Source organism: Streptomyces sp. 11x1 (assembly GCF_032598905.1).
Taxonomy (GTDB): domain Bacteria; phylum Actinomycetota; class Actinomycetes; order Streptomycetales; family Streptomycetaceae; genus Streptomyces.
The window spans coordinates 5,722,173-5,736,646 of sequence record NZ_CP122458.1 but is presented as its reverse complement, the minus strand read 5'-3'; the positions used below and the strand labels follow the sequence as shown (position 1 = coordinate 5,736,646).

General features: G+C 70.6%; 12 protein-coding genes and 1 tRNA gene. 5 read left to right on the top strand and 8 right to left on the bottom strand.

What is annotated here, in order from left to right:
• Positions 1–271 precede the first annotated feature (271 nt).
• From P8T65_RS25230 to P8T65_RS25220, 3 genes are all read right to left on the bottom strand, one after another.
• On the bottom strand, positions 272–1,075 hold the full coding sequence (locus P8T65_RS25230; protein ID WP_316727530.1) for a DUF2637 domain-containing protein: 804 nt from the start codon (positions 1,073–1,075) through the stop codon (positions 272–274).
• A gap of 449 nt (positions 1,076–1,524) precedes the next feature.
• Positions 1,525–2,694: a DUF3631 domain-containing protein gene (locus tag P8T65_RS25225; RefSeq protein ID WP_399100084.1), complete on the bottom strand. Its 1,170-nt coding sequence runs from the start codon at positions 2,692–2,694 to the stop codon at positions 1,525–1,527.
• A gap of 410 nt (positions 2,695–3,104) precedes the next feature.
• Positions 3,105–3,344 carry a hypothetical protein gene (locus P8T65_RS25220; protein WP_316727528.1) on the bottom strand — a complete coding sequence of 80 codons (240 nt, stop codon included), beginning with the start codon at positions 3,342–3,344 and terminating at the stop codon, positions 3,105–3,107.
• 96 nt (positions 3,345–3,440) lie between these two features.
• Between P8T65_RS25220 and P8T65_RS25215 the strand changes: the two genes are divergently transcribed.
• Positions 3,441–4,121 (top strand): helix-turn-helix transcriptional regulator, encoded by a 681-nt coding sequence (locus P8T65_RS25215; protein WP_316727527.1) that lies wholly within the window; start codon positions 3,441–3,443, stop codon positions 4,119–4,121.
• The gene (locus P8T65_RS25210; protein ID WP_316727526.1) at positions 4,118–5,731 is read left to right on the top strand and encodes a site-specific integrase; all 1,614 of its coding nucleotides are present in this window, start codon (positions 4,118–4,120) and stop codon (positions 5,729–5,731) included. Before P8T65_RS25215 ends, P8T65_RS25210 begins: the two co-directional genes overlap by 4 nt.
• Positions 5,732–5,859: 128 nt before the next feature.
• On the opposite strand, the gene P8T65_RS25205 is transcribed toward P8T65_RS25210, so the two are convergent.
• Positions 5,860–5,933: transfer RNA gene (locus P8T65_RS25205), tRNA-Thr, on the bottom strand.
• 233 nt (positions 5,934–6,166) lie between these two features.
• Between P8T65_RS25205 and P8T65_RS25200 the strand changes: the two genes are divergently transcribed.
• The 3 genes from P8T65_RS25200 (at position 6,167) to P8T65_RS25190 (ending at position 8,843) form a co-directional block, all read left to right on the top strand.
• Positions 6,167–7,303 (top strand): sn-glycerol-3-phosphate ABC transporter ATP-binding protein UgpC, encoded by a 1,137-nt coding sequence (locus tag P8T65_RS25200; RefSeq protein WP_316727525.1) that lies wholly within the window; start codon positions 6,167–6,169, stop codon positions 7,301–7,303.
• A gap of 241 nt (positions 7,304–7,544) precedes the next feature.
• The gene (locus P8T65_RS25195) at positions 7,545–8,009 is read left to right on the top strand and encodes a hypothetical protein (RefSeq protein ID WP_316727524.1); all 465 of its coding nucleotides are present in this window, start codon (positions 7,545–7,547) and stop codon (positions 8,007–8,009) included.
• 102 nt (positions 8,010–8,111) lie between these two features.
• Positions 8,112–8,843 carry an NDP-sugar synthase gene (locus tag P8T65_RS25190; RefSeq protein WP_184892443.1) on the top strand — a complete coding sequence of 244 codons (732 nt, stop codon included), beginning with the start codon at positions 8,112–8,114 and terminating at the stop codon, positions 8,841–8,843.
• A gap of 470 nt (positions 8,844–9,313) precedes the next feature.
• Here the strand turns inward: P8T65_RS25190 and P8T65_RS25185 are convergent, their stop codons facing one another.
• The 4 genes from P8T65_RS25185 to ispF all read right to left on the bottom strand — a co-directional run bounded on the left by P8T65_RS25185 (position 9,314) and on the right by ispF (position 14,448).
• Positions 9,314–11,053, bottom strand: a complete 1,740-nt coding sequence (locus tag P8T65_RS25185; RefSeq protein WP_316731706.1) for a DoxX family protein — start codon at positions 11,051–11,053, stop codon at positions 9,314–9,316.
• A gap of 122 nt (positions 11,054–11,175) precedes the next feature.
• Complete coding sequence (rlmB, locus tag P8T65_RS25180; protein WP_184892441.1) at positions 11,176–12,117, bottom strand: 23S rRNA (guanosine(2251)-2'-O)-methyltransferase RlmB; 942 nt, start codon at positions 12,115–12,117, stop codon at positions 11,176–11,178.
• 140 nt (positions 12,118–12,257) lie between these two features.
• Entirely contained in the window at positions 12,258–13,661 is a 1,404-nt protein-coding gene (gene cysS, locus P8T65_RS25175) for a cysteine--tRNA ligase (RefSeq protein WP_316727522.1), read from the bottom strand.
• Positions 13,662–13,920: 259 nt separating this feature from the next.
• Positions 13,921–14,448 carry a 2-C-methyl-D-erythritol 2,4-cyclodiphosphate synthase gene (gene ispF / locus P8T65_RS25170; protein WP_399100075.1) on the bottom strand — a complete coding sequence of 176 codons (528 nt, stop codon included), beginning with the start codon at positions 14,446–14,448 and terminating at the stop codon, positions 13,921–13,923.
• Positions 14,449–14,474: the final 26 nt, after the last annotated feature.

Sequence of the window (14,474 nt, the reverse complement as noted above, 5' to 3'; positions counted from 1 at the left end):
CAGGGGCAGCCCGTCCGAACGCGCGGCGCAAACGCCCCATCAGCGTAGGGGACTTCGTCAGCGGCAGCGGCTCGTCGGGAGTGTGGTCGGAGCGGTGCGGGGCGTGTGTCACGGGCGGTTCTCCGGAAGGGGCGGGTCGGCGGGAAGGACTGGCGGAGTACTGGTGGCCAGTGCGCCATCCACAGGTGTGGACAAGCGGGCGTCGAGCGGTGCGGTGGTCGGCTGGCCGGGGTGACCGGAAGCGATTCCGGTCACCCCCCTGGGTTTCCGGTCAGCCGCTGTTCGGACCGGTCTTGGCGGCGGCTTCGATATCGGGCCGGAGGATCTCCATCACCTCGGTCTGCCGCTGACTGCCGATCGTCAAGTCCCTGTCCTTGACGGCCTTCCGGAGAAGGGACCGGCTGAGTGTGCCGTGCTCAGCGAGGGCGATCCGGCCGATCGCCACGAGCTCTGCGAGCGTGGCCTTGGGCGGACGGCCTCCGCGCGGCTTGCTCTCCGAAACTTCGGGCGGTGGTTCGGTCGGCTGGACGGAACCAGCGGCCGGACGCTCAGCGTGCCCGACCGGATCGGCCCGTGGCTCGACGGGCTCGGCGGGCGCGGTGACCGGTGGTTGCGGCGCCTGGACGGGTGCGGCGTCCACGTGGTCGGCAGGTTGATCGACCAACTGGTGGATCTGCCGCATCAGGACACCGAAGGCCAGCAGCGCGGCGGTCGGAGGAACCGCGGCGACCACATAGTCGAGCAGAGGCACAGCGCTGGCGTTGCCCGTGCCGCTGACCCCGGCCACGTTGAGCGCGATGGAACCGACCGATCCGGTAGCCGTGAGCGCGATAGCCCACCCGTCGGTCACCCGGCGCAGACCCGCGCGGAGCATGAGCAGTTCGCCCGCGACGATGAACGCGTCCAGGGTCGCCGGCCAGGCCCACTGGCGGACCGGGGAGCTCTTGAGGCCGTGCTGTCCGGCGACCTCGGCGAGATGCGCGTACGACAGCCAGAACCCGCCGGCAGTGAGCGCCACGATGACGACTCCCGCCGCGACGAGCGCATACCGCTCGGCCGCCTGCTTGGTCGTCATCGGCCGCCCTCCGTCAGGGCGAGCGTCCCGGTGGATGGGTGTGGAGAGGGTGGTCAAGCGGGGTTCTCCTGGGGGTGGTGGCGTGGTCCGTCTTAGCCGTCTTGGCCGTTGCAACCGCAGGTCAGAGCCGGTACGGCAGAGGGGCCGGTGTTCCGTCCCGGCAGCGTCGGCGCGTCTTGGGCAGGCGCGGGCTGCGGGGCTGCGCTTCGGTGGCCGTGGACGGATCGGATCCGTCGTGCCGTCCCGGCCGCATACGCGGTGACCTGCGGCGATACGGCGAGGACGCCCGGGACGGCACAAGACGGATCGGGGCAGCGTCCGGTTGGCGGCAGCGCGCTCTTCATGATCGCGTTGCCGTCTTGTCCCCGGTTTTCCGTCCCGGTCGCATGCCGTTTGACCTGCGGGATCACGGCAGGGACGGCAGGGACGGTCACCAGGGGAGGCGCGGCTCAGCCCGAGGCTGGGGTGGTGGGTTCGGCGTTCACTGAGTGAACGGTGGGGCAGTAGCGCCGCCACGCGTCGAGGAACTTGTTGCGCATGTAGCCCTTGCGCTGGGTTCCGTCGGCGAGCCGGACGTTGCCGGGCTTGATGTCGTACCGGCGCAGCATCCTCGCCAGCTCGCGGGAGGTCAGCCCATAGCGGCCCCATTCCGCCCACGGGCTCTCGGCGTTCTGCCGCAGGTGGTGCAGCAGCTCGTCCGTGGAGAGGCTGTCGACCTCGCGCTGGGCGACGAAGACCCTGCGGATGTCGGCGAGGATCCGGGCCTCGCCGGGCTGGTCCTCCTCCGTCTCGACCTCCGCGGCCACCATCCCCGCACACGCCTCGCGAGCCCGGCGGGGCCAGGACCCGGCGGCCAGGTCGGCCACGATGACCAAGGGCTCCCAGGTATCGGCGGCCCGATCCTCCACCGGCATACCCGGCTCCAGATCCGCCGCCTCGTCCAGCAGCGGCCTGGCCCAGGCGGCGATACGGTCCCGCAGATCATGGAGTCCTGGGATGTCGCGGCGGGAGCGGAACGGCTTGACGCTCTCGCCCTCCGCCCGGCGGCGCATACGGATGACCACCGACCGGTCCATGATCGTGTCGGGCAGGTCGCCGATCCCGGCCAGGGCGGCCATGGCGAAGGTGGCGAACCGGTGCGGGGTGTGGTCGTTGCCGACCACCCGGGTCACGTACCGGTTGCGCTGGTGGCCGGCGTTGAGCAGGCCGCGCATCTCCTCGTTCTTCTCCGCCTGCTTCGGCGTGCCGAAGATGGTGTCTGCCTCATCCACCAGCAGGGTGGGCGGCTCCTCGGTGATGGACCGGAAGACCGCCGCCGGGGTGGTGTTGATGGTGAGCATCGGCTCGTGGACCGTCTCGGTCAGCACGTCCAGCAGCCGTGACTTGCCGCGCCGCTTCGCCGGCCCCACCACCGCCAGGCGCGGGGCGTGCTGCCACGCGGGCTGCAGATGCGTCGCCGCCACCCACAGCGTGACCGCGTCCAGCGCCTCCGGCGAGGGCAGGATCACGAACTGGGCTATGTGGGCACACAGTTCATCCAGCAGCTCGGAGCCGTGCGTCGGCTCCGGGTCCGGCACCGCCTGTTCGGCGGGCTGATCCGCCAGGTCCGGGTCCGGCACTGTGTCGTCGGCGGCTGGCGTCTCTTCGCCCGAGGGGTGCCCCGGCTGGCCGGGCACGGCAACGGCAGGCCACGCGGCTTTGCCAGGGTCGGAATAGGGCTCGGGTGTCGTAGGTTGCACAGGGCGGCTCCACTCCTGCGGCAATCGGGCATGGCTGGCCCGGTGCGCGCGGGTCGTTCGTTGGATGCGGGCGGCGGGGTTTCCCGAGCCTCCGGCGTTGCTGCGCCGGAGGCTCGCTGCGTTCCGAGTCGGGACACTCGCCTTGTCCCGAGTCTGGACACTCGTTTTGTCCCGAGTCGGGACGCTCGCGTTGTTCCCCGAGGGAACACGGACAGTACGTCCACGCCCGGCGACAGTCCAGCGTTTCTGTGTCAGCTCAACGCAGAACCGTTTGCTACGCTGCCCCGCTTTCACGCCGCCAGCCCGAGCAGCTCCAGCAGATCCGCGGTCACGACCCGGTAGGCGTTGCCGAGCCGCAGCACCTTGCACGGGTACTCGCCCCGCTTCGCCAGCTCATACCCCTTACTCCGCCCGAGTCCCAGAGCCCGGTTGCCCGCCTCCAGGTCAACCGATACAGGGAGAGCAAGCAGCTCTTCCCGACTCATCCCCTTCAAGCCCTTCGACTGCCCGGTCGTCGCGTCTTCGCGCATGCAGCGCACCCCTTTCGGTACAGCCCTCGGCGAACGCGCCCATCACGTCCGACTCCAGGCATGCACCAACCATCATGACCAAGCTAATGTGTCTGCATGACACAACGCGGTGTGGATGCTGATGAGGACGACTTCCCGGAATGGGCAGATCGGGTCAAGGCCAACGTGGCCGGCGAAGTCCGGCGCAGAAGGAAGGAGATGGGATGGAGCGCTCAGGACCTCGCGGACCGGTGCGAACAGCTCGGGCACCCCATCCCGCGCAACGTGATCGCCAACATGGAGTCCGGACGCCGGGCCAACCTGCCCCTGGTGGACGTCATGGTCCTGGCCGCCGCTCTGGAGACGTACCCGGTCTGTCTGATCTTCCCGGTCGGCTACGTCGAGCGGACCCAGGAACTCCCCTTCCAGGACCTCATCCCCACCTGGGACGCCCTGCGGCGCTTCACCGGCGAGCAGGAAGTGCCCATGTACGACGCGGGCCTGGTCCCCGACTTCGAGCACCACGCCAGCCTCGTGCAAACCGCCCTCGCCGCCCTCGAAGAGGAAGAACAGGCACGGTTCGCGGCCAGGACCGCCACCAGCCGCGCCCAGCAGGAAGAAGCCGAGCGCAAGCGGACCAAGTACGCCGACCAGGCCATCTCCGCCAAGTACAGCCTCCGCCACCTCCGCCGCGACATCCGCGAGGACGGCGCCACCCCACCCCATCTGCCACCCGCACTGGGCGACGTAGACCCACCCGAAGAAGAACCCGACACCACCCCGGAGGAACGCCTTTGAAGGGCTCCACCTACCGCCGCTGCTCCTGCCGTGACCCGAAGACCGGCAAGGAACTGGGCACCTCCTGCCCCAAGCGCAACAGCAGGAACCACTGCACCTGCTCCATACGTCAGGAGCTGCCGCCCCACGAGGACGGCAGCCGACGGTCCTTCGCCCGTGGCGGGTACGCCAGCCTCAAGGCGGCCCAGGCCGACCTCGACCACGTACGCGCACTCCTGGGGCTCGCCGAGCCGGACGACCCCGAGGGTGTCCAGCTGATCGCCGAGATGCTGGCCGAGGTCAGCCGCGACAAGCTGCCCCTCCCCGACGTGGAGGAGACGAGGCGGCGCCTCAACGCCGGGCAGGACCTCGTGGGCAGCCTCACTGTGGGCGAGTGGCTGGACCGGTGGCTCGCGGGCAAGCGCATACGGAAGTCGGGCGTCAGCCGCTACGAGACCGATGTCCGCGTGCACCTCAAACCCCACATCGGGGACCGGCGCCTCGACCGGCTGCGCGTGAGCCATCTCAGCGAGATGTTCACCGCCATCACCGACGCCAACGCCGAGATCCTGGAGCAGAACGCCCAGCGGCGTACGGCGGTCGAGGAGTTGGCGGCCGTGCCGTGGAAGGGCGTGGAGAACCGGGCCCGCCGCACGGCCATGAAGGCGGCGATCGACGCGATGCCACCCTTCCGCCGCGTCACCGGGCCGTCCACACGCCAGCACATCAAGGCCACACTCCGCGCGGCCCTGAACGACGCGATCGGCCAGCAGATCATCACCTTCAACCCAGCGGCCCACGTCGAGATCGACCCCGTCCGCAAGCCGAAGGCCCTGGTGTGGACGGACGAGCGGGTCGCCCGGTGGCAACAGACCGGCGAAAAGCCCTCCCCCGTCATGGTCTGGACGCCGGAACAGACCGGTGCGTTCCTGGACTTCGTGGCCACGGACCGCCTGTACGCCATGTGGCATCTGATCGCCTTCCGCGGCCTGCGTCGCGGTGAGGCATGCGGCCAGCCTTGGTCGGAGACCAACCTCGATCGGCACTCCCTCAGCGTCACCGGCCAACTCATCCAGGACGGATGGGAAGTCGAGGCGTCCGAGCCGAAGACCGACAGCGGGTTCCGCGTCGTGGCCCTGGACGACGACACCGTCGACGTGCTGGAGCGGCATCGCAAGCAGCAAGCGGCGGACCGAGAGGAGTGGGCATCGGCCTGGGTCGAGACCGGCCTCGTCTTCACCCAGGAAGACGGCTCGTGGCTGCACCCCGGCAAGGTCACCGACCTCTTCGAGCGCCTCGTCGCCGCCTCCGGGCTGCCGCCGATCCGGCTGCACGACCTCCGCCACGGCGCGGCCACGCTCATGCTCGCCGCCGGCATCGACGTGAAGATCGTGTCGGACACGCTCGGGCACAGCGACACCCGGATCACGCGGGACATCTACCAGAGCGTCCTGCCCCAGGTCGGTAGGAACGCGGCCGAGGCCACCGCCAAGCTGGTCCCGCTTCAGCGGAAGACCGAGGCGGAGGAGGCCGCCCGCAAGGCGGCGAAGACCGCCAAGAAGGCCAAGGACAAGGCGAAAGCCAAGGCTAGGGCCGAGAAGAAGGGCAAGCGGAAAAAGCCCAAGAAGTAGGGCACTGGACCGCTCCGCTCACGCATCGCTCACGCAAGCCATCTCGCGGCACCCCAGCCGTGTGACGCGTCACGCCCCGAACAGCAGGAAACCCCAGGTCAGCGGCTATCTGTCCTGGGGGTTCTCGGAGCCCCCTGTCGGATTCGAACCGACGACCTACGCATTACAAGTGCGTTGCTCTGGCCAGCTGAGCTAAGGAGGCGTGGTCCCTCGCGGGGACGCCCGTGCAGTGTACCCAGGTCGCAGGGTGTGATCGTCGAAAATTTCCGCGAAGTTCACAGGGGCCCGGGTACTGACAGACCCGGTGAACGCCAGGTACCGTCCTGACCCAATCCACTCCCGTGGACTACACCACCGCGGCAGGGCCGTGGTGGATCACCACCTTTACAACGGATCGTCCGGCACGTTCCTGCCGGTGAAGGGGGCCTACGACCCATGGCCACAGTTACGTTCGACAAGGCGACCCGGATCTACCCGGGTTCCACGAAGCCCGCCGTGGACGGTCTCGACATCGAGATCGAGGACGGCGAGTTCCTCGTTCTGGTCGGCCCGTCCGGTTGCGGCAAGTCCACCTCGCTCCGCATGCTCGCGGGGCTCGAGGACGTCAACGGCGGCGCCATCCGCATCGGTGACCGCGACGTCACGCACCTGCCGCCGAAGGACCGGGACATCGCCATGGTGTTCCAGAACTACGCGCTCTACCCGCACATGACCGTCGCCGACAACATGGGCTTCGCCCTGAAGATCGCCGGCGTCAACAAGGCGGAGATCCGGCAGAAGGTCGAAGAGGCCGCGAAGATCCTCGACCTCACCGAGTACCTGGACCGCAAGCCGAAGGCCCTCTCCGGCGGTCAGCGCCAGCGTGTCGCCATGGGCCGCGCCATCGTGCGTGAGCCCCAGGTCTTCCTCATGGACGAGCCGCTGTCGAACCTCGACGCCAAGCTCCGTGTCTCGACCCGTACGCAGATCGCGTCCCTGCAGCGCCGCCTCGGCATCACCACCGTCTACGTCACCCACGACCAGGTCGAGGCCATGACGATGGGCGACCGCGTGGCGGTCCTCAAGGACGGTCTGCTCCAGCAGGTCGACACCCCGCGCAACATGTACGACCGCCCGGCCAACCTCTTCGTCGCCGGCTTCATCGGCTCCCCGGCCATGAACCTGGTCGAGGTCCCGATCACCGACGGCGGCGTGAAGTTCGGCAACAGCGTCGTCCCGGTCAACCGTGACGCACTGAAGGCCGCCTCCGACAAGGGTGACACCACGGTCACCGTCGGTGTCCGCCCGGAGCACTTCGACATCGTGGAGCACAACGGCGCCGCCGCCTCCGCCCTGTCGAAGGACGCCGAGGACGCCCCGGCCGGCCTCGCCGTCTCCGTCAACGTCGTCGAGGAGCTCGGCGCCGACGGTTACGTCTACGGCACCGCCGAGGTCGGCGGCGAGACCAAGGACCTCGTGGTCCGCGTCAACGGCCGCCAGGTCCCCGAGAAGGGCGCGACGCTGCACGTCGTCCCGAGTCCGGGCGAGACCCACGTGTTCTCGACCTCGACGGGCGAGCGCCTCACCGACTGATCGCCCGACAGGGTGGGCGCGACCGTTCGCGAAACCACCGGCCCGGGATAAATCACCCAGGTTGACGAAGAGGGCCCCGCGGAAATCCGCGGGGCCCTCTTCCACGTCGACAACCACCCCGGCAAATCGGCTCTTTTCGACCTCCGTGCGTCAACACGCCACCCTGGAACCGGCGCTGCGAGATCCCCCGTATCGGTGACCTAATGTCGCCATATCACTACCCCGCGCTACCCTCACTCGCGTGAAGCACACCCACACCTACACCCAACGGACGCGGCGCGGCCCCGGCCCCGCCCGCCGGATCGGCCGCTCGCTGGCCCTGGTCCTGCCCGTCGTCCTGGTCCTCTCCGGCACCCTCGCGGTCACCAAGGTCCAATGGACCACCACGGACCCCGACCAATCGGTCCTCGCCGCCTCGGACGTGGCCGAGCTGAACTCCGGCAAGCGCGCCAAGCCCCGCGCCCCGCACGAGGTGCTCCAGGACAAACTCCTGATGGAGCTCCAGGACGAGGACCCTGGCGTCGCCCTCACCCACCTCCAGGAAGCGGTGAACGAGCGCCCGTCGCTCGCGAAGCACTGCACCGCCATCGCCCGTGCCCTCGGCCGCGCCGCCGTCCGCGCCTACGGCCCCACCCGGGCCCAGGGCTTCGCCCGCCCCGTCTGCGACACCTCGTACGCGACCGGAGTGGCCGCCCAGTTCGCCTGACCACCCCGGCGATCCACCGGGGCGCCCCACCCCGGTGACCCCCCTCCGCGCCGATCCCAGGGCCGTGCTCCCGCGAACGGGGCGCCACGTACAGTTCGGGTCATGACCGATCCGAACGCCGCGTCGCGCCCCGTTCAAGCCGTGGTCCTCGCCGGTGGCCAGGGCTCCCGGCTGCGTCCGTACACCGACGACCGGCCCAAGCCCATGGTCGAGATCCCCGGTACGGGCACGCCGATCATCGGCCATCAGCTCACCTGGCTCGCCGAGGAGGGCGTGACCGACGTGGTCGTCTCCTGCGGCCATCTCGCCGACGTCCTGCAGAAGTGGCTGGACTCCGCCGACCTGCCGGTCCGCGTCACCACGGTCGTCGAGACGGAGCCCCTGGGCCGAGGCGGGGGCCTCAAGTACGCCGCCGCGCACCTCCCGCACCCCGACCAGCCCTGGTACGCCACGAACGGCGACATCTGGACCCGCTTCTCGCTCCGCGACATGGCGGACTTCCACACCGAGCGCGACGCCGTCGCCACGCTCGCCCTGGCCCGCCCACGCATCCCCTGGGGCGCCGTGAAGACGGACGGCTTCGGCCGCGTCACGGACTTCATCGAGGCCCCGCCCACCACGTACGAGATCAATGCCGGCGTCTACGTGTTCTCCCCGGAGTTCACCGACCTCCTCCCGGCCCGGGGCGATCACGAACGCACCACGTTCCCCCGCCTCGCCCGAGAACGCCGCCTCGCGGGCTTCCCCCTCCCCCAGGGCGCCTACTGGCGAGCCATCGACACGGCAAAGGACCTCACGGAGGCAGCAAAGGAACTGGCGTCCCAGACCCGCTAGACGGCCGCTGAGGGCCGGGGAGGCGCGCTGAGGGTTCGTGCCCGGTGAGCAGCTGTGCCGAGCGCTGAGCAGTGCTGAGGGTCGGTGCGGCGATGAGGGGCGCTGAGGGTCGGTGCGGGGCGCTGAGCGGCCGTGAGGCTCGGTGACGGCGGTGAGCGGCGCTGAGACTGAGCTGCGGCGCGGGTCGGTGCGGGTCGGTGAGGGCCGCTTGCAAAGCCGGGGCCCAGGCCCAGCGCCCGTCAGGGGCGCGGGGAACTGCGCGACCAGCCCCACCCAACCCGCACCCGCACCCGCACCCGCACCCCAAACCGCTCCCCCCGAGCCTCTAGGCGCCCCCGAAGACGACCCGCACGAAACACACAACCGACAACGCCAACCGCAACGCCAACGCCAATGGGCCCCACGCAGAACTCCACGCGGGGCCCATCACGACATCATTCACATCACAACAGCCGACCGACCCGGCCGACCTACCCGAGCAACCCCCCGACCAGCCCAGACTTCTGCCCACCGGAAGAGCTCCCCCCGGTAGACCCTCCGGAGGACGTCGCCCCAATGGTCGCACCGCCGGAGGCACCGCTCGAACTGGGCCCCGCCGTCGTACTCGGCACCTGCTCCACCGGCGCCGACTGCTGCGGCGGCGCCTGCCCGGCCATCCCCTGCGTCTGGCTCGGCTGCCCCCCGGTGACCGCCCCGGTGGACCGCGTGGCCGCCGGCGTGGTCGCTTCCTGCGAAGGCTTCGCGGACGTGGCGCCCGCGCTCGGCGAGTCGGACGCGGACGGGCTGTTCTCGCGCCGCGCACTCGGCTCACCCGGCAGCGGCAACCCCGGCAGCTCGTTGCGCGGCGCCTCCCCGGGCCCGGGAACGACGATCCGGTCGGCGTCCCGCACGGCCCCGCCGAGCAGGGACCCGACGAGCAGCGTCAGTCCGACGACGATCGCGGTCACGAGCGCGCCCCGGCGCAGTACGTACCGCCGCAGCTCCCAGATGTCGGCACGCGGCCCGAGCGTGCGCCAGGCGCCGCCCGCGAGCCGTCCGTCGACCGAGTACACCGGCGCACCCGCGATGATCAGCGGGGACCAGGCGGCGAGGTAGATGATGTCGGGCGTCTCGTAGACAGGGACGGTCTTCCAGCTGACGGTGACGAGCAGCGCGGCCGACAGCAGCGCCCCGACTCCGGCCGCGACCCGCTGCCACAGTCCGAAGACGGTCAGCACGCCGACGATGACCTGGGCGAAGGCGATGACCAGCCCCGAGCCCACCGGGTGTTCGAGGGCGAACTGCCGCAGCGGCTCGGCGACTTCCCACGGGTGCAGCGTGTTCAGCCACTTCACCATGGAACCGCGCTTGCCGCCGTCGAAGTAGTGCGGGTCGCAGAGCTTGCCCATGCCGGCGTAGATGGAGATGAAACCGAGGAAGACCCGCAGCGGCAGCAGCACCACGCCGAGGCTCATCCGGCGACCGGGGTAATAGGCGTGCCGGACGGGCTCGTTGCCGGTCCGGCGCCCACCCCGCGCGTCCTCGTCGTCCCCCCGGTCGTCGTACGCGTCCGTGAAGTCGTCGTCCCCGTAGGCCCCGTGACCCGCCTGGCCGTAGCGGGCCTCGTCGTAGGCGCTGTCGACCGTGCGCATCGCGGGGAGCAGCCGGGTGCCGTCGCCGGCGGCGTGGTCGCCGTGCGTGCGCTGGCTGCCGACGATGGGCGTCTCCACCGTCTCCACGGTCAAGTCGGCGCCGTACCGCCCACTTTCGGAGCCGTAGCGCCCGCCCTCGGTGCCGTAGCCACCGCCGCCCGTGCCGTCGACGCGGGGGATGACCTGGGTCGAGCCCGTGTCGCCCAGCGGGTCGGGGAGGCCGACGCCCGCGCCGCGCACCGCCTGGAGGAGCCGGTGGGCTCCGGTGTCGTCGGGCGCGGACTTCCCGCTCCAGACGACCGGCGCGCGCCGGCGCCCGGCGGCGGGCGCGCCGGAACGCCCCGCCGTGCCCACGACGGGGATGCGCGTGGTGTCCTCGGTGACGCTCAGGTGCCGTGCGATACGCGGGGACGCCCGCGTGGAGGCGCCCAACTGCACGCGGAAGCTCACGTGGTTGACGATGACCTGCGCCGGATCGCTCGGCACCTTCACCATGCTCAGCGCGGGAGCGTCGTCGAATCCCGAGTCGAATTTCGACGAACGCTCCCCCGTGGGTGTGCGGGGTGTTCTGGTGTCCACACTCATCTAACCGAGTGACGTGTCGTTAGGACACTGCTTTGACCGCCCCGATCTGTCCGGACCCCGTCAAGGTGATCCAGAACGTCCCGAACCCCCAGCCAGGGCCCGTTTCGGGCCCTGGCTCAGGCCCTGCGCCGTGCCGCCTCGTACAGCACAACTCCCGCCGCCACACCGGCGTTCAGCGACTCGGCGCCACCCGGCATGGGGATCCGCACCCGGAAGTCGCACGTCTCGCCGACGAGGCGGGACAGGCCCTTGCCCTCGCTGCCGACCACGATCACGACGGGCCCCTCCAGGGCCTCCAGCTCCCCCACCTCGGCCTCGCCGTCGGCGGCGAGCCCGACCACGACGACACCGGCCTTCTTGTACGCCTCCAGGGCACGAGTGAGGTTGGTGGCGCGCGCGACGGGCGTACGGGCGGCCGTACCGGCGGACGTCTTCCACGCACCGGCGGTCATCCCGGCCGCGCGCCGCTCGGGCACGACGACGCCGTGGCCGCCGAACGCGGAGACGGACCGGACGACGGCACCGAGGTTGCGCGGGTCGGTCACCCCGTCGAGGGCGACGATCAGCGGGTCCTCGCCCTCGTCGTACGCGGCAGCCACCAGGTCCTCGGGGTGCGCGTACTCGTAGGGCGGCACCTGGAGGACGAGCCCCTGGTGGTTGAGCCCGTTGGTCATGCGGTCCAGCTCGGGGCGGGGGGCCTCCATGAGGTTGATGCCACCGCGCTCGGCCGCGAGCTGGAGCGCCTCGCGCACCCGCTCGTCGTTGTCGATGAACTGCTGGACGTAGAGCGTCGAGGCGGGCACGCCCTCGCGCAGTGCCTCGACGACCGGGTTGCGGCCCACGACCATCTCGGACGTGCCCTTGCCGCCCCGGCCACGCGGCGCGGGGCGGCGCGCGGCCTGCTTCGCCTTGGCGTTGGCGATGCGGTTCGCCTTGTGCTTCTTGCGCATCTCGGCGGGCGGCGTCGGACCCTTGCCCTCGAGACCCTTGCGCCGCTGGCCGCCACTGCCGACCTGCGCGCCCTTCTTGCCGGACATGCGGCGGTTGTTAGCGGCCATGACCTACCCGTCTCCCGAGAAGCGTGCGTGTGTACGAATGTGTATGCGTATGAGCGTGTGTGCTCAATGCGGTGTGCTCAATGCAGTGTGCCGCCCGGAGGGCCGGGCGGCACAATCGATCAAGGTGACCGGACGTCCGCTCAGCGCGGGCCGAGCGTCCAGCGCGGGCCGTCCGGGCTGTCCTCGATGACCAGACCGGACTGGTTGAGCTGGTCACGGATGGCGTCGGCGGTGGCCCAGTCCTTACGGGCGCGCGCCGCCTCCCGCTGCTGCAGGACCAGCCCGACGAGGCTGTCGACGACTCCGTGCAGGTCCTCGCCGCGCTCGCCGCCGTCACCGGCCCAGTGGGCGTCCAGCGGGTCGAGGCCCAGCACCCCGAGCATGGCCCGCACCTCGGCGAGCCGTGCCACCGCCTCTTCCTTGTCGTCGGCGGCCAGCGCGCTGTTGCCCTGCCGGACCGTGGTGTGCACGATGGCGAGCGCCTGCGGCACCCCGAGGTCGTCGTCCATCGCCTCGGCGAACGCCGGCGGCACCTCGGCCGCGGGCTCGACGATCCCGCCGGCCTTCTCGACGACCCGCTGCACGAACCCCTCGATCCGCGCGAACGCCGACTCGGCCTCGCGCAGGGCGTCCTCGCTGTACTCGATCATCGACCGGTAGTGCGGGGTGCCCAGGTAGTACCGGAGCACGATGGGCCGCCAGTGCTTGACCATCTCGGAGACGAGGACGCTGTTCCCCAGCGACTTGGACATCTTCTCGCCGCTCATGGTGACCCAGGCGTTGTGCACCCAGTACGTCGCGAAGTCGTCGCCGAAGGCCTTGGCCTGCGCGATCTCGTTCTCGTGGTGCGGGAAGATCAGGTCGAGGCCGCCGCCGTGGATGTCGAAGGCGCTGCCCAGGTACTTGTGGGCCATGGCCGAGCACTCCAGGTGCCACCCCGGCCGGCCCCGCCCCCAAGGCGTCTCCCAGGTCGGCTCCCCCGGCTTCGCCGACTTCCACATGGCGAAGTCACGCGGGTCGCGCTTGCCGGTCTCGCCCTCGCCCGAGGGCTGGAGCAGGTTGTCGAGCTCCTGGTTGGACAGCTGCAGATACCCGGGGAAGGACCGCACGTCGAAGTAGACGTTCCCGTCGGCCTCGTACGCGTGTCCGCGCTCGATCAGCCCGCGCATCATCTCGACCATCTCGGTCACGTGCCCGGTGGCCCGCGGCTCGTAGGTCGGCGGCAGGCAACCGAGCACGCCGTACCCGTCGTTGAACGCGCGCTCGTTCTCGTACCCGATCGACCACCACGGGCGGTCCTGGTCGGCCGCCTTCGTGATGATCTTGTCGTCGATGTCCGTGACGTTCCGGATGAAGGTCACGTCGTACCCGCGGTACTCGAACCACCGGCGCATGATGTCGAAGTTGAGCCCCGACCGGATGTGCCCGATGTGCGGGGCCGCCTGCACCGTGGCGCCACACAGGTAGATCGAGACGCAACCCGGCGTGAGCGGGGCGAAGTCACGGATCTGCCGGGCGCTGGTGTCGTACAGGCGAATAGTCACGCACCCAAGCGTAGTGGCCCACCACCCATGCCCCGAGCCCTTCACCCCGAGGACGACAGATTCGTGACGTATGCCCACCGGCGCCGGCACTCCTCGATGGGCCGCAGGCCCAAAAAGGGGCGTGGGGAACTGCGCGACCAGCCCCCCACCGAACCCGCGCGTACCCACCCACCCCCGCGCGGAGCGCGAAAGGGGGTCGAAGGGGCGCGGCCCCTGGGGATGGGACGGGCAGGGGCGGCGGGGCGAGAAAGCCCCGGGTTCACCCCACCCGCACGACCAACGCCGTGGCCACCGCCATCAACCCCTCCCCCCGCCCGGGAAACCCCAGCCCGTCCGTCGTAGCCCCCGACACCGACACCGGCGCCCCCACAACCGCCGACAGCACCCGCTGCGCCTCGTCCCGCCGCTTCCCGATCTTCGGCCGGGCCCCCACCACCTGCACCGCCACGTTCCCGATGACGAACCCCCCGGCCCGCACGATCCGCGCCGCCTCCGCCAGCAACGTCACCCCGGACGCCCCGGACCACTCCGGCCGCCCGGTCCCGAAATGCTGCCCCAGATCCCCCATCCCGGCCGCGGAGAACAACGCGTTGCACGCCGCGTGCGCCACGACGTCCGCGTCGGAGTGCCCGGCCAGCCCCGGCCCCTCCCCCTCCCACTTCAGCCCGGCGCACCACAGCTCCCGCCCCTCCTCGAAGGCGTGGATGTCGGTACCGATCCCGACCTGCGGCAACACCACGGAACCCGGCAACGGCACCGGCGCCGCCCCGGAACCCTCAGCAGTCACCGACGAACCCGTAGAACCCGTAGAAC